Below are 23428 nucleotides of genomic sequence, written 5' to 3'. Positions count from 1 at the left end.
CCTGGTTTCGATTTCGCTGCAGAACGGACGACTCCGGAAGCGCCGGACCTGGAAAAGCTGTTCCGCCAGGTTGTCGATGCCGGGTGGCAATATGCCGTGATGGAGATTTCGTCGCATGCGATCGAGATGAAACGTGTCGCAGGACTCAATGTTGAGGTTGCCGTTTTTACGAACCTCAGCCGCGACCATCTCGATTTCCATGGCGATATGGAAACGTATTTTCGCGTAAAGAAGAAAATGTTTGAAGGACTCAACGGACTTCAACCACGAGTCATGGTCTTGAACATGGACGATGCCCGATACGGTGAGCTGCGCTCCATCAATCCATCAAGCGTGGTCAGCTATGGAATGCAAGTTGCTGCCGATATCTGTCCTTCGCGGTATCGATTTGGCTGGGAAGGCACGGATGCGATGTACAAGACGCCGATAGGCGACCTGGAAGTCCGTACATCTCTGATGGGCAAGCCGAACCTCATGAACATCAGCGCGGGAATCGGCGTCGCTATCGCTCTCGGCGTGCCACCGGATGCCATCGCACGTGGCATCCGGGACCTACGCAATGTACCGGGTCGCTTCGAACCTGTTCTTGCCGGCCAACGGTTCCGCGTCATCGTCGATTACGCTCATACCGACGATGCACTCGAAAAAGTCCTCCGATCCACCAGGGAAATCACGCCGGGGCAGGTGATTGTCGTATTCGGCTGCGGTGGTGAGCGCGATCGCACGAAGCGTCCGGCGATGGGCGCTATCGCCGGACGAGAGAGCGATTACGCGATTGTGACTTCCGATAACCCGCGGGGCGAAGATCCGCTGGCGATCATCCGGGAAATCGAACAAGGCATGTCCGGAGCGAATTACTCGGTGATCGTAGACCGGAGGGAGGCGATTCGCGCCGCCCTTTCGCGCGCCACGGATACGGACACTGTCCTGATTGCGGGAAAAGGCCACGAAACATATCAGACGATCGGCGCCGAATCGCATGCGTTCGACGATCGGCTGGTAGCAAAAGAATTGCTCAATGAACTTCTCGCTGGAAGAAATTAACCAGGCCGTTGGCGGCACCCTCGAGGGCACCGGTAACCGGAACGTGACCGGCTACTCGATCGACAGCCGGACACTGCACGCTGGCGATCTTTTTTTCGCCGTCAAGGGTCCGAGATTCGACGGTCACGAGTTTGTCGAGCAGGCGCTTCAGAAGAATGCTGCCGGCGCCGTCGTCGAAGAACCTGGGCTCAAGGCCCCGGCCGGGTATGCGGGCCCGATAATCCGGGTTGGCTCGACCGTCGATGCGTTGCAGACGCTGGCGCGCACGGCGCGGCGGCGTTGGGGCAACACCATCATCGGCGTTACGGGCAGCGCGGGGAAGACAACGACGAAAGAGATGATCGCCGCCGTTCTGGGAAAAAAGTTCACGGTTTTGCGATCCGTCGGAAACTTCAACAATGAGTTCGGCCTGCCTCTCTGTCTGTTGCGGGTCGAGCCGCAGCAGAACATGGGTGTGCTTGAAATGGGGATGTCGGCGAAGGGTGAAATACGGAAACTCGCCTTGATTGCCGAGCCGAACGAAGGGGTCGTGACGAATGTGAATCCTGTCCACCTTGAGTTTTTCAAGTCGGTGGACGAGATCGCCGAAGCAAAGGCCGAATTGCTCGAAGGTTTGCACGATCCGAAAGTCGGCTATCTCAATAACGACGATTCACGCGTCCGGGCGATGGCTGGGAAGTTTTCCGGGAAGACCATTAGCTACGGAGTCGAATCCGTTGCTGCCTTCAAAGCGCAGGAACTTCAGGATCTGGGCCTCGATGGCACGGCCTTCACCATGCACCACGGCGGGCGCGACCTGAAATTCGTTCTTCCATTACTCGGACAGCACAACGTGGCGAATGCGGTCGCCGCGATTGCGGTTGGCGCCACGCACAACGTTCCCTGGAAGCAGATTTCCGAGGCGCTCTCGGAAATGAGGCCGGAGAAGATGCGTGGGCAGGTGGTCAAGTTCGGCGAAGGCTTCGCAGTCATCGATGACTCGTACAACTCCAACCCGCGGGCATTGACTGAAATGATCCGGTTCATCGGCAAGCTTCAGGGCTATCAGCGAAAGATACTGGTGGCAGGGGAAATGCTTGAGCTTGGGCCGGAGGGGCCCGAGATGCACCGCAACTGCGGCAGGGAAGCGGCGAAGGCCGGGCTCCATACGATCATCGCCGTTCAGGGAACAGCGAAGGAAATTCTCGCGGGCGCTCTCGAAGCGGGCATGGACCGTTCGCAGTTGAGGTTCGCCCAGGACTCGCTCGAAGCAGGAGACCTGCTCAGGCGCATGGCCGGGAAAGACGACGTCATTCTCATTAAAGGTTCGCGTGGAGTGAAACTCGAGCAGGCGCTCAACGCGCTGCGTGCGGCATTTTCGAGCATGGAACCATGAGCGGGAAGCACAAATAGATGCTCTATCACATCCTTTACGAATTTCTGTATCCGCTGAACCGGTACTGGGCGCCGTTGAGGGTGTTGAATGTATTTCAGTACATTACATTCCGTACCGCATATGCGAGCATCACTGCGCTGCTCATCAGCCTTTTTCTGGGACCCTGGCTCATCACCCGTTTGCGCGACTTTCAGATCGGCCAGCAGATTCGTGAAGAAGGCCCCAAGTCGCACCAGAAGAAAGCGGGAACGCCGACGATGGGCGGCGTACTTATCGTTGTATCGATCCTTCTGCCCACCATGCTGTGGGCGAATCTCCGAAACCGTTACGTCTGGGTTGCCGTTTTGAGCACGCTGGCATATGCCTCGGTCGGATTCGCCGACGATTACATCAAGATTGTCCGCAAGCGTTCGCTCGGTCTCACTCCGCGCGAGAAAATCGGCTTCCAGGTTCTGATCAGCCTCGCTGTGGGTATATATCTTCTGTACCTGATGAACATCCATCTCTACGACACCAAGTTGAACGTGCCGTTTTTCAAGTCCTTTGCGCCGACGCTCTTGATCGAGCGCTTGTTCGCGACGCGCTGGTTCTCGTTTTTCGGATATGTGCCTTTTCTGATTTTTGTGTCGATCGTGATTGTCGGTTCCTCGAACGCGGTGAATTTAACCGACGGCCTCGACGGGCTTGCCATCGGCTGCACGCTGATCGCGTCGGCCGCGTTGACCGCATTGACGTATATTACCGGCCACGCCGTCCTTTCGGACTATCTCGATATTTCATTTATCCGGCAGGCCGGCGAACTGACGATTTTCTGCGGCTCCATGGTGGGGGCCAGCCTCGGTTTCCTGTGGTACAACGCGCATCCGGCCGAAGTATTCATGGGCGATGTCGGGTCGCTTGCGCTCGGTGGGGCGATCGGCACGATTGCCGTCATTATCAAGCAGGAGTTGTTGCTCATTTTCATTGGCGGCGTTTTCGTGGCGGAAGCGCTCTCGGTAATGATTCAGGTTATTTCATTCAAGACGCGGGGCAAGCGTGTGTTCAGGATGGCTCCGCTGCACCATCACTTCGAATTGCAGGGATGGAGCGAGTCGAAGGTGATCATCCGTTTCTGGATTGCATCGTTGATTCTGGCGCTCTTCAGTCTTTCGACATTGAAACTCAGGTAACATGGCTAAGAAACTAAAACCAGACCGCATCCTGTTCCTTGTAACGCTGTTGCTGATCGGGTTCGGCATCGCAATGGTGTTCAGTTCGTCGGCGATCGTCGCCAAAGAGAAATTCGGCGATCCGAATTACTTTTCCTTCAAGCAATTGATCTTTGCGACGCTTGGTCTGGCGGTGATGTTCGTGGTGATGAAGGTGGACTATCACCGGTATCGGCATCCGGCCGTCGTGTTCTCAGCGCTGGCCATTGTGGTGGCGTTGCTCGTCGTCGTGTTTTTCCTGCCGGCGACGGCGAACACACATCGCTGGATTCAGCTGGCCGGTTTTTCAGTTCAGCCGTCCGAGTTGTCGAAGCTCGCCTTGATATGTTTCCTCGCCTACTTTCTCGAAAAGAGAAAAGGGCAAATCAACGACCTGGCGTTCACGCTGATCCCGGTTGCCGTCATTGTGGCGCTTCTCGCGGGCCTGGTTGCGATTGAGGATCTCGGAACCGCCGTTTCCCTGTTCATGATCAGCGGCGTTCTTCTGTTTGTCGCCGGGTTGGACTTGCGTTGGATTGCGGCCTCGATCATCTTTGTGCTTCCGACTTTTTACCTGCTCGTGTTCCGGGTTGAATACCGGCGCGCGCGTATTCTGGCTTTCCTCGATCCGTGGGCTCAGCCCCTTGGAAGAGGCTTCCAGATCATCCAGTCTCTCTTATCGGTTGCCTCCGGAGGGATCACGGGGCTCGGATACATGGAGGGAAAACAGAAGCTTTTCTATTTGCCCGAGGCGCACACGGACTTCATTTTTGCGGTTGTCGGCGAGGAATTGGGTTTGATCGGAACCTGCGCTCTGCTTTGCCTGTTCTCGATCTTCTTCTGGCGTGGCCTCCGCACTTCGATGCGGGCGCCCGATCCCTTTGGCTTCTATCTGGCGCTGGGCATCACCACGATGGTGTGTGTGCAGGCTTTTATCAATATGAGCATGGTTCTCGGTCTGCTTCCGACAAAAGGGATTCCGCTGCCGTTTTTGAGCTACGGCGGCAGTTCGTTCGTGGTGATGCTGGCGGCCGTCGGAATTCTTCTAAATGTTTCGCAGCAATCGAGTTGATTTGGTCCTGAGTTGGGACGCATGAACGTCATCATTGCAGGCGGGGGCACAGGGGGACATTTGTTTCCCGGTATCGCCGTCGCTCGCGAGATCCAGCGGCGGCAGCCCGGATCGAAGATTTTGTTTGTGGGGGCCGAACAGGGAATTGAAACGCGCATCGTCCCGAAGGAAGGTTTCGAGTTGCGAACATTGCCGGTAGGGGGAATCAAGGGCTTAGGTGTGGCTCGCCAGATTCGCAATCTGATCGGCATGTTGAGCGGCGTCTTCAAGGCGCGGCAGATTCTGCGTGATTTCCGGCCCGATGTCGTGGTCGGCGTCGGCGGATACGCATCGTTTCCAATGTTGAGCGCCGCGACGCTAGGCGGCTACCCGCGCGTGATCATGGAACAGAACGCCATCCCAGGACTCGCCAACCGGGTTGTCGGCAAGTGGGTCAACTTCGCCGCCGTTACCGATCCTCGCACCCAATCGTATTTCGGCCGGCGTGCGGTTGTAACCGGCAATCCGATCCGTCCGGAATTCAAATCGATCCCCGCAAAATCCCATGCCGTTCCATACACGATTTTGATTTTCGGTGGAAGCCAGGGCGCGCAGGCGATCAATCGCGCCGTCCTTGAGGCGCTGGACAGCCTGGCCGATTGGAAGGACAGGCTCCGGTTCGTTCACCAGACCGGTGAGAAACAAGTGGAGGAGGTAAGGATGGCCTATGCTGCGAAGGGATTCACCGCCGACGTGCGCGCCTTCTTCAACAATTTTCACGAGCGGTATGCGGCTGCCGATCTGATCGTTTCGCGCTCCGGAGCGACCACTGTCGCCGAGATCAAAGCCGCGGGGCGTGCCGCGATCCTCGTTCCGTTTCCGTTCGCGACCGATGATCATCAGATGAAGAACGCACGGGCAATGGCCGAGGAAAATGCCGCCGTCGTGATCAGCAACTCCGAATTAAACGGCACGAGCCTTTCCAGCGCGATTCGCGACCTGATCGGCGATCCGAAGCGCCTCGGCGAAATAGAAAACAATGCCCGCCGCGCCGCCATTCTGGACGCCGAGGCGAGGATCGTGGATCTCGTCGAGAGGGCGGCCCGTGTTTAAGCGCATCAAACACGTACACTTCGTGGGGATCGGCGGCATCGGCATGAGCGGTATCGCCGAAGTGCTGCTGAATCTCGGTTACAAAGTGACCGGCTCCGATCTGCGGGCGACGTCCATTACAGACCATCTGGAGCAGTGCGGTGCCGTTGTGTATCCGCGCCATGCGGCCGAAAATGTCAAGAGCGCTCACGTCGTCGTCACTTCATCCGCCGTGCGGCCCGACAATCCCGAGATCACGGAAGCCCAGCGCCTCAAGATTCCGGTGATCGCGCGCGCCGAGATGCTGGCGGAGCTTGCCCGCCTGAAGTACGGCATCGCTGTCGCCGGCACTCACGGGAAAACCACGACGACATCCATGATCGCAACGATTCTGGATCGCGCGGGGCTCGATCCGACCGTCGTTGTCGGCGGCCTCCTTAACACGATCGGCAGCAACGCCAGGCTGGGGAAAGGCGATTTCATCGTGCTCGAAGCCGATGAAAGCGACCGGTCGTTTCTGCTGCTCTCACCGACGATTGCCGTCGTGACCAATGTTGAAGCCGATCATCTGGATAACTACCGCGATCTGGAGGATATTCAATCGGCGTTTCTGTCCTTTATCAATAAGGTTCCATTTTACGGAGCGGCTGTTCTGTGTATCGATTCTCCTGCGCTGCAGTCGTTGATTCCGCAGGTCAAACGAAGGATCGTCACCTATGGTACGGCGGCGACCGCCGATGTCTGCATCACCGACGTGAACCTGAACGGATTTGGATCCACCTTCACCGTTCGGTTCAACGGCGGCTCGACTCATGAATTCAGACTCGATGTTCCGGGCATGCACAATGTCCTGAATGCCGCAGCCGCCTTTGCCGCCGCCCGCGATATGGGCGTCGAGCCGCAGGTTATCGCCGCAGGACTTGCGGGTTTCAAAGGTGTCGACCGGCGCTTCCAGATCAAGTCGCGCGACGGCGTTACTGTGATCGACGACTACGCACATCATCCGACGGAGATTTCCGCCACGCTCAGCGCCGCAAAGGGTTGCAACTTCCAGCGGATCTTCGCCGTGTTCCAGCCGCATCGCTTCACACGGACGTTCCACTTTTTCGACGATTTTGCCCGTGCCTTCAATCTGGCGGATGTCGTCCTGATTCTCGACATCTATCCGGCCGGCGAAGCGCCCATGGAAGGCATTACAACGCCGGCGCTCATCGAAAAAATCAAAAGCTTCGGGCACAAGCACGCCATCTATGCGCCGGATTTCGCTGCCATCGAGTCCTACATCATCGCCAATGCAGAGCCGGGCGACGCGATCGTGGTCATGGGAGCCGGCAGTGTAACGAAACTTTCCGACACGCTCTCGCAGCGGTTTTCGAGGACGGCATGAAACTTAAGGGTAAAGCACTGGTTGTCGCCGCATCGCTGCTTTTCGCGATTTGTCTGATTCCGGCCGGGTGGGCTGCATATTCGGCGATCGTCTATCTGACGACGGATTCGCGATTCGAAGTTCGAAAATTGTCCGTCTCCGGTTTGAAACGCGTCGAAGAGAATCAGGTGCTTGCGAAAGCAGGTTTTGAAACAGGGACGAACGTTTTTCGTGTGAAGCTCGACAAAATCCGGGACCGCGTCGAACAGCTTCCCTGGGTTCGCTACGCGATGGTCGAGCGGGTTCTGCCGGACAAAATCATCATCAAAATCGTCGAACGTGAACCGATCGGCCTGGCGCGAATTAACGGCGAGGTGTATCAGTTCGATAGCGATGCCAAGATCCTCGAACCCGATCCAGTCGGCGGAACCAGCTTCCCGATTCTCGACGGACTACGGATCGACGATCCGAAGGGGAACGCCGGAAAAGTCGATGTCTACCGCCGCGTTGTCGAAGACCTTGGGCAGCCGGCGCTTTCGGAGGTGCACATCTCGGATGCGCAGGACGTGACGGTCGTTTCGGCGAGCGATCCGCTGCTTGTGAATCTGGGCACCATGGATTTTCGAATCCGCTGGATCAAATACCTGCAGCTCAAGCCGCAGATTCAGCAGCAATATCCACAGGCTGTCCGCGTTGACCTGCGATTCAAGAATCAAGTCATCGTCAAGATGAAGGATGACGATTCCGGCGAAAAGATTGTATGGGGCGTAAAGAAAAATACATTGTAGGTCTCGACATCGGGTCGACGAAGGTCTGCACGTTGATCGCGGAGGCGCGTGAATCGGGCATGGCGCCGATCGGCATCGGCGTGTCCGAGTCGAAAGGCCTCAAGAAGGGCGCTGTCGTCAATCTCGAAGCGGCTGTCGAATCGATCAAGAAGAGTGTTGGTGAGGCCGAGGCGATGGCAAGCTGCGAAGTCGAAACGGTATATGCGGGCCTCGCCGGTCCCCACGTCAAAAGTTTCAACAGCCGCGGTGTCACTTCGATTCCGACGCGATCTCGCGAGATCAACAGCGACGATGTCCGCCGGGTGATCGAGACGGCGCGGGCGGTTGCCCTCTCGCCGGACCGCGAGATCATTCACATCCTGCCGCAGGAATTCACCGTCGACGACCAGACCGGCATCGGTGATCCGCTGGGTATGATCGGCACGCGGCTTGAGGTCAATGTCCACATCGTCACGAGTTCCACCACCGCGGCCCAGAACATCATCACTGCCGTCAATCGGAGCGGCCTTCTGGTCGGCGATACGGTTCTCGAACCCATTGCCGTCGGTGAAGCCATTCTCAGCGAAGACGAAAAGGAATTGGGTTGCGTGCTGGTCGATATCGGCGGCGGCAAAACGAATCTTGCCATTTATCACCGTGGTGCGGTAAGGCACAGTGTCGTGGTGCCGCTTGGCGGCGAGCTCTTCACCAACGACATTGCCGTCGGGCTGCGCACCTCGATTCCCGAAGCGGAGCGGCTGAAGCGCGAACAGGGCTGCGCATTATCGTCGATGGCGCAGACGGACGAAGTATTTGAGGTTTCCGGAATGGGCACCCGCCAGCCCCGCGCCATCGCCCAGACGGTATTGAGCGACATCATCCAGCCGCGTGCAGAAGAGATCGCGCACCTCGTCCGCAATGAAATCCGCAATTCGGGCTATGAACGCATGGCCGGCGCCGGCGTTGTGATCGTCGGTGGCGGCGCGATGTTGCGCGGCTTGGTTGAACTGGCCGAAGACATCCTCGACCTGCCCGTCCGCATCGGAACCTGCTCCGGGTTTTCCGAATCGCTGCTGGAAAAGCTGCCGCAGCTGATGGGCCCGGAATTCGCTACCGTCACAGGCCTGGTACTGTACGGCAACCGGCGGCGAAAGACGCACGATTTTCACGAGAACTCCAATTCAGGTTTTAAAAAATTTCTAGCGAAATTCAGGAGCTTTTTATGACGGTAAATGTGCCAGTGGATACTTCCATCAAATTCCTGTTCGATGAAGGCGTGCGCCTTGGCGCAACGATCAAGGTGGTCGGCGTCGGCGGAGGCGGTTCGAACGCCGTCAACAGGATGATCGACGCGGGTCTGGATGGAGTGGATTTCCTCGTTGCCAATACCGATGTCCAGGCGCTGAAGCAATCGAAAGCGCCGGTGAAGCTTCAGATCGGCGCGAAATTGACGAAGGGTCTGGGCGCCGGCGCGAACCCCGATGTTGGCCGCCAGGCGGCTCTCGAAGATACGGATAAAGTGATCGAGGCGCTCGAAGGCGCGGACATGGTCTTCGTCACCACCGGCCTCGGCGGCGGCACCGGCACAGGGGCCGCGCCGATCGTCGCCAGTCTGGCAGCGGAACTGGGCGCATTGACGGTGGCCGTCGTCACGAAGCCGTTTGCCTTCGAAGGGAAGAAGCGCCTCTTGCAGTCGGAACGCGGCCTGACCGACTTGAAGGACTGCGTCGATACCGTTATCACCATTCCCAACGAACGCCTGCTGGCGACGCTGGAACGCGGCACCAGCCTGTTCGACGCATTCCGGATCGCCGACGATATCCTGCGCCAGGCCGTCCAGGGTATTTCGGATCTGATCATCGTGCCCGGTCTCATCAACCTCGACTTTGCGGACGTCAAAACCGTCATGTCCGGCATGGGAATGGCGCTGATGGGCACAGGAAACGCGACAGGCGACAATCGCGCCGTCGAAGCGGCAAAGAAAGCCATCTCCAGCCGGCTGCTCGAAGACGGCTCCATTCAGGGCGCGCGTGGCGTGCTGATCAACATTACGGGCGGCCACGACCTTCTGCTGCATGAAGTCAGTGAAGCTTCAAGCATCATCCATGACGCCGCCGATCCCGAGGCCAATATCATCTTCGGCGCGGTCCTCGATGATCGAATGAAAGATGAAGTGAAGATTACGGTCATCGCCACCGGCTTCGAGAGACGAACTGAGACTGTCGCCGCCGGACCCGCTGCCTCGATAATGAACAGCAAACCGTCCATTTCCGGTCCGGACCTCGAAATTCCTGCCTTCCTTCGGCGGGCACAGAAGTAGACTAGGCTGTCGGCGATTCGGCAAAAGCCCGGATTGCCGGCAATCCTAACAATGAAGCGTACAATCCTCATTGCCGATGACGACCCGAGCGTCCGAAACTTCCTGCACGCGATTTTGGAAGGAGAAGGGTACGACGTCATCCAGGCGGAATCCGGTGAGCAGGCGCTCGCTGTCACTCAGGCTCTGCAACCAGCCGCTTTTATCCTAGATGTCGAGATGCCGGGAATGAGCGGGATCACCCTGTGCCGCGCGATCCGCCAGATCGAACGGCACCGCAGCACTCCCATCATTTTTCTAACCGGCAGCGATACCGACGACACCATCGACAAGGCTTTTTCGGCCGGCGGTGACGATTTCATCGCCAAACCCAGCAGCGCGGCGGCTGTTCGCGCGCGGCTGAAGTCGCATTTGCAGCGCTCGGAATATTCCCAGCGTCTCGAGTGGCTCCGCAGCGTCCTCAAGCGATATGTTTCCCGGCGCACGCTCGATGTCGTCGAGAACGCGGCGGCAACAGGCACGCTGCCGCCGCCGCAGGAACAGGATCTTGCGATTTGTTTCACGGATATGCGCGGCTTTACGGCGTTCGCGGAAGACATGGAGCCCACGCGCTTGTTCGCGCTGGTGAGCGAGCTGCTGGCCGATCAGGTTCAGATCATTCATGAATTCGGCGGATACGTCGATAAATTCGGCGGCGATGGCGTCATGGCAATTTTCGAAGGGCCGGACATGGTTGTTCAAAGCTGTCTGTGCGCCCTGCGAATTCTCGAGAGTGCGCGTTTGAGAGATATCGGTGTGACCGTGCAGACGCACGGTTTCGGGATCGGTATTCATGCGGGCCGCGCCGTGATCGGAAATATCGGTTCGCCCGAGCATCTCGACTACTCGGCGATCGGAAGCGCAGTCAACCTTGCGGCGCGATTGTGCGGCCAGGCCCAGGCGATGTCCGTCGTGGTTTCCAAAGCCGTCCGCGAAGGTGTTGCCGGCGATTCGCGCCTGAAATTCCATTCCGAGCGGCACGTGCCGATTCGCGGAATCAAAGAAACGGTCACTGTTTATACACTGAGCCGGCCGTAGGGGTTTCCGTGCAGGGAAAGATCATCGTCATAACCGGTGCCACCTCCGGCATCGGCGGAATCGCAGCAGACAAACTCGCCGCCATGGGAGCCCGTATTGTCGCCATTGCCCGCAGCCGCGAGCGCGGTGAGGCGGCGCTCGCCCGGTTTCGCCGGATCGCTCCCGGTGTCCGCCACAGCGTTTATTACGCGGACTTATCCAGAGTTTCCGCCACGAAAAGAGCCGCTGCTGAAATTGCGGCCGCGGAACCGCGTATCGATGTCCTGATCAATAACGCCGGCGCTCTGTTCGGGAAGCGCGAAGTGACGGACGAAGACCTGGAACTGACATTCGCGACGAATCATATGTCCTACTTTGTCCTTACGGAGGCGCTGCGTGAGCGTTTGATTGCCTCCGCCCCTGCGCGCGTGATTAACACCTCTTCGGAAGCGCACCGTGGCGTGAAAATCGATTTCGACGATCTGCAATTCAACCGCGGCTTCGCGGGACTGGCCGCCTATCGCCGCTCGAAACTCTGCAACATCCTGTTCACGAGGGAACTCGCTCGGAACTTTGCCGGAACCGGCGTTACAGCCAACTCTCTGCATCCCGGATTTGTGAATACCCGATTTGGCGGTGAAACCAAAGGATCTCTGCGTTATCTCTTTTCGGTTGCGAAGAATTTTGCCATCTCCCCCGAGAAAGGCGCGGAAACTATCGTCTTTCTTGCCTCTTCGAAAGAAGTGGACAACGTTACCGGTGAGTATTTTTATCGGTGCCGGACAAAGACGCCGACTTCGGAAGCTCAGGATGATCAGGCGGCGCGGCGGCTGTGGGAAGAATCGAAGAGAATCGCGGCTACGTAAGAAGGTGCGACGATGGCTTCAATGGATCTCGTCTTAGGCCCCGGCATTCTCGAACAGCTGATCCAGCACGCGAAAGTTGCCTATCCCGTCGAGGGCTGCGGGCTCCTGGCCGGCCGCGACGTGGCCGGCCGCTTTATCGCGATGAGAAATGTTTCCGGTTCTTCGGCAGAATACGAGATGGATCCAGCCGAGCTGATCCATGTCCTTCGCGAACTGCGGAATTCGGGCGAGCAGCTCCTGGCCATCTATCATTCTCACCCGCACGGTCCGGCCGGTCTGTCGGACAAGGACGTCGAGCAGGCGTATTATCCCGAGGCCGCCCAGGTGGTTGTCTCGCTGGCCGATCCGGAACACCCTCAGGCAATGGCTTTCCGCATTACCGGTGGCGCAATCCGTCAGATCGAACTTCATGTTATAGTTTAGGTCTCTATGATCCTGTTTCTCATGTCGCTGCTGCTTGCGTGGACTCCGTTCGCGCAGCAGGCCAAGGACATTCCATTCGACATTCGGGCCAAGGAAAGCCTTCTGATGGGGCACGGCGTGACCACGGGCCGTCCCTACTACGACGTTGTCATCACACGCCAGTCCACTGCGGGCGTGGTGATCAAGCTGCCTTATACGAAGAAGGGTGGAAAGTTTTCGTTCGATCTCCATCACCGGGTGGCAATGACCAATGATTTCGGATTGCCCGCGGAGGTAACGACCGTTGTCGAAGTGCTGAGCGGCGGCTCCACCAGCACAGGTGTATTTACAATCGTGGACACCATCATGCCGGGCCAGAAATTCGACGAGGCGATCGACAAGACGAGTACCGCCGAGATCGACCGATACGTGACACCGCTGTCGCGAAAAACCATTACGCTGGACATTCGTCCGGGCCCGCAGTCGCTCAGCATCGTCGGTCAGATGTTGATCATCACCCGCGGCACTTCGACGACTCGTATCGATACTCCCGGCACGCGTATCGCGGACGTTTCCAACTTCAAGTTCGAGGAAGCGGAAGCGGGAACGCCCCTTAAATAGCGGCCGCGGCCGTCCTCCGTCCCTCAGCCGCCGAGTGATACGTTTCAACGACCTTCCGCGCAGCCAGCTTCCACGAGAATTTCGCGACCTGGTCGATGCCTTTTTGAATCAGCTTCTGGCGGAGAACGTCGTCGAGCAGAATGAGTTTCATTCCCCGGGCGATGTCGAAAACATTTTCAGGGTTGATGAGGATGGCGGCGTCGTCCAGCACTTCAGGCAGCGACGAAGTGTTGGAGGCGATCACCGGGGTACGATTCGCCATCGCTTCCAACGGCGGCAGCCCGAAGCCTTCGTATAGCGACGGGAACGCGAACAGCGAAGCGCATTGGTAGAACACCCGCAGAATCGGATAGGGAACGAATCCGAAAAACCGCACATCATGCTGGGCCCCGCTGCGAACGACAGTCAGCCGCAGATATTGGTGTTTGCTGAGCTCGTCGCCGATGATGATCAACTTCAGATTGCGATACCGGCTGTCGTCCGCCAGTTCGCTCTTCAGAACAGCGAACGCCTCGATCAGACGGTGAAGGTTCTTGTGCGGCCGGATCTTTCCGGAATAGAGAATAAACGGGTCCTTCAGCTGATACCTCTCGAGCACATGCTTCCGTTCTTCCGGAGTGTGATGGAACGCGAAGCGCTCGTCGAGCGCGTTGTGCACAACCGAAATCTTCGATTCCGGCAGGTTATAGATGTTCAGCAGGTCCTGCTTCGTCGAGCGGGATACCGCGAAGACGTGCCGGGCTCCCTCAACAACCTTCTTGGTCCTCAGGTAACTCCGGTAAGTCTGAAATCGCGAGGAGTCTTCCTGCGGAAACAGCAGGTGAACGCAGTCGTGCACCGTCACGACCAGTCTGGGCCAGTTGAAAAGCGGCGCCTCGTGATGCGGTACATGAAAGACGTCGACGTCCTCACGCCGCAAGGCAAATGGAATGGTGACATGGTTGCGCCAGGCCCGCTGGCCTTCCGGCTGGTAAAGTTGCCGGAAGTTTTCCGGCAAGGGTCCCAGCTCGTGAAAGTTTCTGTGGGATCCGATCAAAAGGTAGTCGGTTCCGCTGTCGATTGCGGCCAGATTCCGCACCAGATTCCAGATGTACGTACCCACCCCGAACTCGTTGATTTTACGGATGTCAATGGCAATGCGCATGGGATCGACGGCAAGTCCAGTATAATCGGTGTGTGCTGAGGCGCATCCTCATATATATGGCTCTGGTGCTCGGCGCCACGGGCATAGCGCGCGCGGACTCCAGCACAGTCCTGGTTTACCCTTTCGAAAACCAGTCGAATGATCGCACGCTGGACTGGATCGGCGAAGGCATCTCCGAACTCATCAATCAGCGTCTCCAGCCCGAGCCCGGCGTCTACATTTTTTCGCGTGAAGAACGCATCGCGATGTACGACAAGCTTGGCATTCCGGAAACGGCGGGCCTCAGCCGCGCAACGGCTCTGAAAGTCGGTTGGGACGCGGGCGCCGATGAGACGATTACGGGCACCTTTTCCGGCACAGCGGAGAAATTTCATATCGAGGCGCGTCTCGTTGATATGGAACAGGGCTCGGCCTCTGTCATGCACGTCGACGGCAGGCTGGAAGATGTGATTCCCCTGACGATGACCCTGTCGCTGCAACTCTTGAAGAAGATCGTGCCCGGAACCGCATCTCCCGAAACCGACTACACGGCGCGTCCCCCGACGCCCCGCAGCGCATTCGAGAATTACGTTCGCGGAATTCTGAATCAGGACTTACAGAAGCGCATCGAGCTGCTCCAGACCGCCGTTCGACTCTATCCTCAGTATGCGGCCGCGCTCTTCCAGCTCGGCCGCGCGTATCACCTGCAGCGGGAGTTCCGGATGTCGAATCAATGGCTGCAGAAGCTGCCAGACAACACTCCCGACCGGCTTCAGGTTCAGTTCTTGATCGGCTTGAATTACTTCTATCTCGCCGATTATCCACATGCAATTGCAGCATTCCAGCAGCTGCCGCAGGGATACGATGTGTTGCTGAATCTGGGCGCGGCTTTCTCGCAGAAAGGCGATTCGGCCGGGGCTATGTCCACCTGGAAGCGCGCCGCTGCGCTTGATCCTCTCAATAGCGATTCGTTTTTCGATATGGGCTACGCGAGCTTTCTGAAAGGCGACTTCGAAGCGACGGAAAAGAATCTCAGCGATTCGCTGAAGCTGCGCGGCCGCGACAGCGAAGCGCTTTTTCTGCTCGGGCGCACCTACGAAAAGATGGGCCGGATGGAAGAGTCTCAGAAACTGGTGACGCAGGCGAGCCGGCTGTCGCAGCGCGTCGAACGCTGGCTGACCCAGCCATTGCCCAAGCTGGAGCGGTTTTCGACCGCGACGACATTCCGCAGCCATGCAGACCAGTGGAACGACCGGCGCCTCGCCCTGCGCGGGAAGGGGCTTGGTTTGAGCGCATGGCTGGAGGTGGTCCAGAGCGACCTCGATTCACATCTGTTCGGTGACGCGCTGCGCGAACTTCACGACGTAATGCGGGTCTATCCTGATTCCCCGGAGGCGCGTTCGCTCCTCGAAGAGGTGGACCGGCAGCGAAATTTGAAATGAGGGGAAATCTGCCACAAAAGGCACAAAAAGGACCTGTAGTTTTCTTTGTGTTCCTTTTGTGCCTTTTGTGGCTGATTTCCCCCGCTGAAGGCAGCGAGACGCCTCCGTCCCGTACCATCGTCCAGATCAATCTCGACGACGTCGTCCATCCCGTCAGCGCGGACTACATTCGGGACGGCATCAATCACGCGAAGACCATCGGCGCCAGCGCCGTCATCCTTCGGCTGAACACACCGGGCGGCCTCATGGATTCGATGCGCGACATCGTCGAGATGATCCTCTCGTCACCTGTGCCGGTAATCACCTGGGTCGGGCCCAACGGCACTCGCGCGGCATCCGCCGGATTTTTCATTCTGCTGGCCGGCGACGTTGCCGTGATGGCGCCCGGTACGAATACGGGCGCGGCCCATCCGGTGTCCTCGACGGGGCAGAACATCGAAAGCACGATGGATAAGAAGATCGTCAGCGATGCCACCGCCTACATCCGCAGCTACACCACGAAGCGCGGGCGCAATGCGCAAATGGCGGAACTGGCCGTGACCGAAAGCCAGTCGTTCACGGCGGAAGAAGCGCTGAAAGACAACCTCATCGACGCCGTTATCTCGGACGTGCCGGGGATCATCGATCGCTACGACGGCAAAGAGATCCGCCGGATCGACGACCGCACCGTGACGCTGCACCTGAAAGGCGCGACGGTCGAAAATTTCGAAATGACCGCGCGCCAGAGAATTCTATCGCGCGTGCTGGATCCCAACCTGGCCCTGATTCTCGCTCTAGCGGGCCTGCTCGGTATTTATCTTGAAGTCACGCATCCCGGATTCATTCTGCCGGGAGTGTTCGGCTCGATCAGCCTGATCCTCGCGCTGTTCGCGTTCAACATGCTTCCCGTGAACTGGGCGGGCGCGGCGCTGATCCTGCTCGCTATTGTCCTGTTCGTCATGGAAGCGACCGTCACCAGCCATGGAATTCTGGCACTCGGCGGCATCGTCGCGATGATCGCGGGCGGTGTCATGCTGGTGGAGGGTCCGATTCCTCAACTCCGCGTCCGTTTTTCGACGGCCCTTGCCGTGACCTTACCGATCGCACTCATCACGGTATTTCTCGTGCGGCTGGTTTATCTGTCCGCGAAAAGGAAGTCTGTCACCGGCGAAGAAGGCATGCTCGGCGAATCCGGGGTTGCCAAAACAGACATTTACAACGAGGGCAAAGTGTTCCTTCACGGCGAATACTGGAACGCCTCCTCCGGCCGGCCGATCCCTGCCGGCTCCCGCGTCCGCGTAACCAAAGTCGAAGGCCTGAAAGTCGAAGTGGAGCAGATGTAGGAAGCTCAATCCGCGGCGGCCGGTCGTATACTAATTGCCTTTTGGGGGGCAAATGAAATCAAGAGCTTACCTGGGATGGATCGCCGCGGCGATGGTGCTCGCCACTGCGTACAGCGCAAATGCGCAAAATCTGACGATCACGAATGCGCGGATTCTCGATGGCACCGGCCGGGTGATCGATCGCGGCGCGATCGTTGTGCGCGACGGCAAGATCGTATCGGTCTCAGCCATGGTGCCGGCCAATGCCGGCCGCACGATCAACGCGGGCGGCAAGACTGTGATGCCGGGTTTTATCGATGCGCACCGGCACATCGTCACGGGCGATCCCGCACAATGGCTGGCACAGCGGGCGGCGGCGCAATTCCAGGAGTTTCTCGACGCGGGATTCACGACCGTGTTGTGCGCGATCGATCCGCCGCAGGCGGTCGAGGCGCGCAAAAGGATTGAAGCGGGCCAGATGAAAGGCCCGCGGCTCTATGTCGGCGCGTTCCTGCCCGTCGCCGGCCCGACCGGTCCGCCACCCAAAGGCGATCCCGCCCGCACCGATCCCGCCCGCGGCCCGTTACCGCCGGCCGCTCCCGCAATTCCGCACGACGCGACGATCAAGGCCGTCGATAGCGCGAAGCAGGCCGGCTACGACTATCTGAAGGTCGTGCTCAACATTACTCAGAACGGCCCTGAAGTCGACACGCTGAAATTGATCGTCTCCGAAGGCAAGAAGCGCAACATGCCGACGATCGTTCACGCCGTGAGCGTGCGTGACACGCTCGCCGCTATCGAAGCCCGGCCCGATGTGCTGGTGCACACGCCGCACATCGGCAACCTCGGTGACGACCCTGCTGCAGTCCGGAAGATCGTCGAGGCGAAGATCCCGATGACCTCGACGCTCGCCGTGTTCGTGCCGCACTTCGACGCGAAAGGCACGGCGCTGTTCCGGGACCGCGAACCGTTTCCGTGGGACACGCTTTCGAGTGCGGGACAGGGCCCGGTCAACGCGCGGCTGCTCTGGGAAGCGGGGATCGTCAGCTACGGCTACGGCACAGACACGCAATGGCCGCCGAAAGAAACCCTCGCCGACGAGCTTCGCGCTCTCCGGGTTGTGTTTTCGCCGCAGGATATCGTCAAGATCATCACGAAGAACGCCGCAAACTCGACGCTCCACAGCGCCGAAATCGGTACCCTCGAACCCGGCAAGGCCGCCGACATCGTGATTGTCGACGGCGATCCGCTGCGCGATAGCGACGCGTTGCTGCATGTCGTCACCACAATCAAGGGCGGTCAGGTCGTGTTCGAAAAGAAGAACTGAGAGACCGTATGCAGCAAAGAGTAGGTATGGGAATCGTTGGCGCAGGGTTCGTTGGCCCGCACCATGTCGATGCCCTGAGGCGTCTTGGATTTGTGGATATCGTGGCGGTTGCGGCAAGCAACGAAGAATCGGCGCGCCGGAAAGCCGAACAGATCGGAGCCGGTAAAGCATACGGCGACTATCACGCGCTGATTGCCGATCCGGCTGTGCAGGTCGTGCATGTGGCGACACCGAATCATCTGCACTATCCAGTGATCTCGGCGGCTCTTGCAAAAGGAAAGCACGTGGTTTCCGACAAGCCGCTTGCGTCTACAGCAGCCGAAGCCGCGCAACTCGCGGAGCAGGCGAAGCGCGCGAACGTCGTGACCGCTGTCACCTTCAACTATCGCGGCAATCCGCTCGTCCAGCAGGCGCGGCATGCGATCGCCAAAGGCGAAATCGGGCGGCCCACCTTTCTGCACGGATACTATCTGCAGGACTGGCTGATCAAGGACACGGATTATTCCTGGCGGCTCGATCCGGATAAAGGCGGCGGCTCGTCGGCATTAGGCGACATCGGCTCGCACTGGTGCGATCTGGCACAGCATATGACGGGGCTTCGTATTACGCATGTCCTTGGCGATATCACGACCGTCATGCCTAAGCGTAAGAAGCCGCGCGTTTCGCGCGAGGCCTTTCAGACTGCTGCCGGTGCAGCGGACCTGGAAACGGTGGATGTCGCTGTAGAGGATCTGGCATCGGTACTCGTCCGCTTCGATAATGGCGCCAAAGGGTGCTTTACCGCAGGCCAGGTCTGCGCCGGTCACAAGAATGACCTCGTGCTGGAGGTCTGCGGCTTGAAGTCCTCGATGCTCTGGCGCCAGGAACATCAAAATGAGCTGTGGATCGGCCGGCGGGACAAAGCCAATGAAGTGCTTCAGAAGGATCCGTCGCTGATCGACGAGGAAGTGCGGGGATATGCGCGCCTTCCCGGCGGGCATCAGGAAGCCTGGGCGGATGCGTTCTGTAACCTGATGCGGGATATTTACGGATTCATCGCCGCAGGAAAGCGCCCGGAGTCCGGCCAGCCGCAGCTGTTCGCGAGTTTCGAAGAAGCAGCGCGGATCAACCGGATCGTGGAAGCGATTATCGAGAGCTCGAAAGAAAGCCGCTGGGTGAAGGTGTAGGTTTAAGTTTAATTGAAAGCGACATTCCCCTCCGTTTTCAAGGATGGGTGGCCGAGCGATCAAACAGTTAGAACGCGAGGACGGGGTGGTTCGTTACGAACCGCGAAGCGCACCTTATCTTGTTGGAAATTGCTAACCGCCCCGTCTGCGCCGCTAAGGAACGGAGACATTTTATGAATGGCGCAGCCACCCCGCCTTTGAAAGGCGGGGAATGTCGCTCGATTCGACTTCCCTCGCAAATCCTCTATCTTGCATCCAGCGGATCCAGTCCATTCTTGTACCGCGGATCCATCGCTGCAATATCCGCGCGGTAACTGACGACATTCGCTGTTGGAAAATCGGCCGGCACTTTCAGCGTAACGCTCCCGGTAGCGGCCCATTCCGTCCCCCGCTGAAACGTGACAACGAAATCCACCGAACTCAGCGCGTTGACATCATGCCCGAGGGTCGTGTGGAAGACGCGGCCCTTTCCGTAATTCAGCACCATCAGCATCGGCTCGTCATGGCCTGTGCCTGAATTGGCGGGATCGGAATATGCGGTTGCGAGAACCGTCATGTTTTTGCCGGGGCCACGCAGCCTGGCGTACAACTCGTCACCCTGATGCATCCAGGCTTTCGGAAGTCCGGTCGTGATCGGATGATTGGTGCGGACCGTCATCTGAAACGGCGTGCGCCGTCCGTGACTTCCCGCCGGCCCGGAACCCGGATCGGAAACCAGCTTGCCGTCTTTGAAATACCAAAACGGTCCCGCCTTATCCGCGCGATTGCGCCATCCGCCCACGCCGATCATTTCATTGAATGCCGTCCAACCTGGAAACGCATTGTCGGCGGCGTGAACGCTGACGAATCCACCGCCCGCCGCCACGTATTTCTCGAAGGATGCTTTGAGGTCCACGGGCCATCGATCATCCGGCACATCGTAATTCCATACGATGACCTGGTACTTTTCAAAGTCCGGATGGAAGGCGGCGAAATTCCCGCCGGCGGGCGGGGCCGTGTCGACGTCGACCTGAAAGAGCCCCGTCTCCTCGAGCTCCTTCTTCAGCACCGGCGTGACGATCTGCCACTGGTGATAGGGCCCGCCGCTCTCACCGTCAAGAATCATGACGCGAATCGGAGTGGCGGAGCGCAAGAGGATCGCGGCGAACACGGCGGCGCCGACCAGCAGCATCAGGATAATCTTCAGGGCTTTTCTCATGGCTTCTCCTCTAGGGGAGGGCAAAGGCGTGCAGCGAACTGCCGCCTCCAAAGAGCATAATCTGCTTGCCGTCGAGCATATAGGTTATCGGGGCGTTTCCCATTCTACCAATCGAGGCGTGCCAGAGCGTCGTGCCGTCAGAGGTTCGAACCGCGATCGCGTTTCCCGGCACATCGCCCGTGAAGGCGATCCCTGTATCCGTCGTCAAAACACCAGCCGCGGCGGGACCGTCGCCGAGCGGATGGCTCCACTGTATCTTGCCAGTTTGATAGTCGATGGCCCGCAGAAATGCCTTTCCCGCCAGGTTGTAGTCCGCTCCGGCCCAGCCGTATTCGCCGTGCTCCGGCTTGAAGAAATAGATGCCATAGCTGTCTTGAGCGCTCACCAGGAACAGGCCGCTCTGTGGATCGAAGCTCGGCGAACGATAGTTTGTCGCGCCGTTCTCATTCGGAGCCACCAGTCGGCCGTCGCGGGCGGGTTCCTTCTCCGGATCGGGAATCGGTCGTCCGTCTTTGTCGATGCCTTTCGCCCAGTTCACCGCCGCGAATGGGGCTGTGACCAGGTTTTTCCCAGTGGTCCGATCGAGAACGAAGAAATAGCCATTGCGGGAGGCCTGCATCAGCATTTTTCGAGGCGCGCCATTGAAATCGCCGTCGACGAGCACGGGGACTTCGGCGGCATCCCAGTCATGCGTATCGTGGGGCGAAGCCTGAAATCCCCACGCGAGCTTGCCGGTATCCGGATGGATCGCGACGATGCTGCAGGTCCACGGATTATCGCCCGGCCGGACAGTTCCGTTCAGGACAGGTGTCGGGTTTCCCGTGCCGACAAATACGAGGTTCAATTCGGGATCGTATGTTCCCGTCATCCACATCTGTCCGCCGGTCGCTCCACCGCTTGGAGGATCGGACAGACCCGGGGGCGGCGTGCTGTAGAAAATCCACTGCGTCTTGCCGGTATCCGCGTCGATGGATTTCAGCTGGCCGGGGACATTGTCGAAGTCGCCGGACACCCCGACCATCACATGATTCCCGACGATCAACGGCGCATTCGTCGACCAGTAACCCCGCTTTGAATCCGCAATGACGACATTCCAGCGGACTTTGCCGTCGGCGGTGTTCAGAGCAATCAGGTGCGCATCCGGAGTTGTAAGGTAGACGGTGTCCTTATATATAGCCACGCCGCGGTGGCCGATATGGAACGCGTTATTCTCGGGCGCCGTGTAGTGCCAGAGCTGTTTCCCGTTGTGCGCGTCGACGGCCCACAGGTTGTCCGGTAGGCTGATGTAGATCACGCCATGGACCAGTATCGGCGTTGCCTTAATCTGCTGATTCTGGCCGGTCTGAAACGTCCACACCTTTGTGAGTCCGCCGACATTTTCCGGAGTGATTCCGCTCAGCGCGCTATGGCGCCTGCCCGTGTAGTCTCCGTGGTAGGTCGGCCAGCTGTCAGTTGGCGGCCCCTGTGCGAGCAAGCCGATACAAAGGCACGAAAGCGCAACGGCGCTAGCGCAGAGTTTGAAGATACGCATAAACGTTGTGCATGTCCTCGTCGGAATATTTGCCGAGTTGATCGAAATGGGCGGCCAGCGGATCATCGATGCTGAATTTCACGTCACCCACGGGCCACGAACGCGCGGCTCCCGATGCATCCTTTATTGAAAGCGTAAATTCATCGCGGGAAGCCAGTGTGCCTGTGACGACTTCCCCCGAAGCGAGCGTCACCGTCACCTTTGCCGGAGCCGGAGCGGGCCTTGAACCTTGGGGATAAAGCATGCGCTGGAGCAACGGAAGTCCGCGGTACCGGGCTCCGATGCCGGCAAGATCGCCGGTGGGCGAATGGCAGGTTGAACACTTTCCTGCGCCGTTGAAATAGCGCGCACCTGCTTCGGCATTTCCTGTTGCGATATCGGTGACATCGACGGAACGGCGTCCTCCACCCTCGGATTCCGCCTTGGTTTTCTGGTCATGAATATAGGCGACGATCGCATTCAGATCCGCGTCGGACAAATCGAATGCCGGCATGCCCTTATCCACGCGACCCTGGCGGACGACCGGGATGATTTTGTCGCCCTTCAGATCCTGGGCAACGAGAATGGAGCGCGTCAGATCCGGGCCGGTATCGCTTCCAGCCGCGTCCTGGCCGTGACAGAACGAACATCCCTCCACAAACCGTGCCTGGCCGGTCAGCACGGCTTCACGCGGATACGATTGCGGCGTCACCGTCTTGGGAGGCGCCTGCGACGCAGGGCTCTGCTGCATGATCAGCAAGGCGGCAATCCAAAATAGGAGATTCATAGGTGGACCTTACACAGTTTATCTAACGAATGCATATAATAATGTCGCAGAAATCAGAAATACATCACCCGCCGAAGATCGTAAAATCCTTCATATCAATGGAGTAGCGCCGGAGGTCAGCGCCAAACGGATGTCCGCGCTGTGAAAATCCGTTTGGTGGAGATGAAACGGATGTTCGCGCCGCGAAAATCCGTTTGGTGGCGACGAAACGGATGTTCGCGCCGTGAAAATCCGTTTGGTGGCGACGAAACGGATGTTCGCGCCATGAAAATCCGTTTGGTGGCGACGAAACGGATGTTCGCGCCGCGAAAATCCGTTTGGCGGAGATGAAACGGATGTTCGTGCCGTGAAAATCCGTTTGGTGGAGATGAAACGGATGTTCGCGCCGTGAAAATCCGTTTGGTGGCGACGAAACGGATGTTCGTGCCGC

Annotated in this window: 21 protein-coding genes; 17 read left to right on the top strand and 4 right to left on the bottom strand. The window is 58.6% G+C overall.

What is annotated here, in order from left to right; genetic code table 11:
- The 13 genes from VGK48_00990 to VGK48_00930 all read left to right on the top strand — a co-directional run.
- Window positions 1-1044: UDP-N-acetylmuramoyl-L-alanyl-D-glutamate--2,6-diaminopimelate ligase (locus tag VGK48_00990; GenBank protein ID HEY2379730.1), on the top strand; the 1044-nt coding region annotated here is incomplete at its 5' end.
- Complete coding sequence (murF, locus tag VGK48_00985) at window positions 1019-2419, top strand: UDP-N-acetylmuramoyl-tripeptide--D-alanyl-D-alanine ligase (GenBank protein HEY2379729.1); 1401 nt, start codon at window positions 1019-1021, stop codon at window positions 2417-2419. The genes VGK48_00990 and murF, both read left to right, overlap by 26 nt.
- Before the next feature lie 17 nt (window positions 2420-2436).
- Window positions 2437-3588 (top strand): phospho-N-acetylmuramoyl-pentapeptide-transferase, encoded by a 1152-nt coding sequence (gene mraY / locus VGK48_00980; GenBank protein HEY2379728.1) that lies wholly within the window; start codon window positions 2437-2439, stop codon window positions 3586-3588.
- A 1-nt stretch (window position 3589) separates the two neighbouring features.
- A complete protein-coding gene (gene ftsW, locus VGK48_00975; protein ID HEY2379727.1) occupies window positions 3590-4678 on the top strand; it encodes a putative lipid II flippase FtsW in 1089 nt (362 codons plus the stop codon).
- A gap of 21 nt (window positions 4679-4699) precedes the next feature.
- The gene (gene murG / locus VGK48_00970; GenBank protein ID HEY2379726.1) at window positions 4700-5770 is read left to right on the top strand and encodes an undecaprenyldiphospho-muramoylpentapeptide beta-N-acetylglucosaminyltransferase; all 1071 of its coding nucleotides are present in this window, start codon (window positions 4700-4702) and stop codon (window positions 5768-5770) included.
- On the top strand, window positions 5763-7136 hold the full coding sequence (gene murC / locus VGK48_00965; GenBank protein ID HEY2379725.1) for a UDP-N-acetylmuramate--L-alanine ligase: 1374 nt from the start codon (window positions 5763-5765) through the stop codon (window positions 7134-7136). Before murG ends, murC begins: the two co-directional genes overlap by 8 nt.
- On the top strand, window positions 7133-7903 hold the full coding sequence (locus VGK48_00960; GenBank protein HEY2379724.1) for an FtsQ-type POTRA domain-containing protein: 771 nt from the start codon (window positions 7133-7135) through the stop codon (window positions 7901-7903). Before murC ends, VGK48_00960 begins: the two co-directional genes overlap by 4 nt.
- The gene (gene ftsA, locus VGK48_00955; protein HEY2379723.1) at window positions 7876-9108 is read left to right on the top strand and encodes a cell division protein FtsA; all 1233 of its coding nucleotides are present in this window, start codon (window positions 7876-7878) and stop codon (window positions 9106-9108) included. Before VGK48_00960 ends, ftsA begins: the two co-directional genes overlap by 28 nt.
- Window positions 9105-10202, top strand: a complete 1098-nt coding sequence (gene ftsZ / locus VGK48_00950) for a cell division protein FtsZ (GenBank protein ID HEY2379722.1) — start codon at window positions 9105-9107, stop codon at window positions 10200-10202. The genes ftsA and ftsZ overlap by 4 nt, the downstream gene beginning before the upstream one ends.
- Before the next feature lie 51 nt (window positions 10203-10253).
- A complete protein-coding gene (locus tag VGK48_00945; GenBank protein ID HEY2379721.1) occupies window positions 10254-11276 on the top strand; it encodes an adenylate/guanylate cyclase domain-containing response regulator in 1023 nt (340 codons plus the stop codon).
- 8 nt (window positions 11277-11284) lie between these two features.
- Window positions 11285-12121: an SDR family NAD(P)-dependent oxidoreductase gene (locus VGK48_00940; protein HEY2379720.1), complete on the top strand. Its 837-nt coding sequence runs from the start codon at window positions 11285-11287 to the stop codon at window positions 12119-12121.
- A 21-nt stretch (window positions 12122-12142) separates the two neighbouring features.
- Window positions 12143-12544 (top strand): M67 family metallopeptidase, encoded by a 402-nt coding sequence (locus VGK48_00935; GenBank protein HEY2379719.1) that lies wholly within the window; start codon window positions 12143-12145, stop codon window positions 12542-12544.
- Between the two features lie 6 nt (window positions 12545-12550).
- Window positions 12551-13144 carry a hypothetical protein gene (locus VGK48_00930; protein HEY2379718.1) on the top strand — a complete coding sequence of 198 codons (594 nt, stop codon included), beginning with the start codon at window positions 12551-12553 and terminating at the stop codon, window positions 13142-13144.
- Here the strand turns inward: VGK48_00930 and VGK48_00925 are convergent.
- Entirely contained in the window at window positions 13137-14288 is a 1152-nt protein-coding gene (locus tag VGK48_00925; GenBank protein HEY2379717.1) for a glycosyltransferase family 1 protein, read from the bottom strand. The genes VGK48_00930 and VGK48_00925 overlap by 8 nt on opposite strands.
- Before the next feature lie 32 nt (window positions 14289-14320).
- On the opposite strand from VGK48_00925, the gene VGK48_00920 reads away from it, so the two are divergent.
- From VGK48_00920 to VGK48_00905, 4 genes are all read left to right on the top strand, one after another.
- Window positions 14321-15709: a hypothetical protein gene (locus tag VGK48_00920; protein HEY2379716.1), complete on the top strand. Its 1389-nt coding sequence runs from the start codon at window positions 14321-14323 to the stop codon at window positions 15707-15709.
- A 65-nt stretch (window positions 15710-15774) separates the two neighbouring features.
- Window positions 15775-17031 carry a nodulation protein NfeD gene (locus tag VGK48_00915; protein ID HEY2379715.1) on the top strand — a complete coding sequence of 419 codons (1257 nt, stop codon included), beginning with the start codon at window positions 15775-15777 and terminating at the stop codon, window positions 17029-17031.
- Between the two features lie 52 nt (window positions 17032-17083).
- The gene (locus VGK48_00910; protein HEY2379714.1) at window positions 17084-18337 is read left to right on the top strand and encodes an amidohydrolase family protein; all 1254 of its coding nucleotides are present in this window, start codon (window positions 17084-17086) and stop codon (window positions 18335-18337) included.
- A gap of 8 nt (window positions 18338-18345) precedes the next feature.
- Entirely contained in the window at window positions 18346-19503 is a 1158-nt protein-coding gene (locus tag VGK48_00905; GenBank protein ID HEY2379713.1) for a Gfo/Idh/MocA family oxidoreductase, read from the top strand.
- Window positions 19504-19747: 244 nt separating this feature from the next.
- Here the strand turns inward: VGK48_00905 and VGK48_00900 are convergent, their stop codons facing one another.
- Genes VGK48_00900 through VGK48_00890 form a run of 3 tightly spaced genes read right to left on the bottom strand, consistent with a single transcriptional unit; the run spans window position 19748 to window position 22998 of the window.
- Window positions 19748-20701 carry a ThuA domain-containing protein gene (locus VGK48_00900; GenBank protein ID HEY2379712.1) on the bottom strand — a complete coding sequence of 318 codons (954 nt, stop codon included), beginning with the start codon at window positions 20699-20701 and terminating at the stop codon, window positions 19748-19750.
- Between the two features lie 10 nt (window positions 20702-20711).
- Entirely contained in the window at window positions 20712-22232 is a 1521-nt protein-coding gene (locus tag VGK48_00895; GenBank protein ID HEY2379711.1) for an acido-empty-quinoprotein group A, read from the bottom strand.
- Entirely contained in the window at window positions 22207-22998 is a 792-nt protein-coding gene (locus VGK48_00890) for a c-type cytochrome (GenBank protein HEY2379710.1), read from the bottom strand. The genes VGK48_00895 and VGK48_00890 overlap by 26 nt, the downstream gene beginning before the upstream one ends.
- Window positions 22999-23428: the final 430 nt, after the last annotated feature.

It is taken from the genome of Terriglobia bacterium (assembly GCA_036496425.1).
Classification (GTDB): Bacteria; Acidobacteriota; Terriglobia; order 20CM-2-55-15; family 20CM-2-55-15; genus 20CM-2-55-15.
The sequence above is the reverse complement of the archived record's forward strand: the minus strand, read 5'-3'. Positions and strand labels throughout refer to the sequence as shown.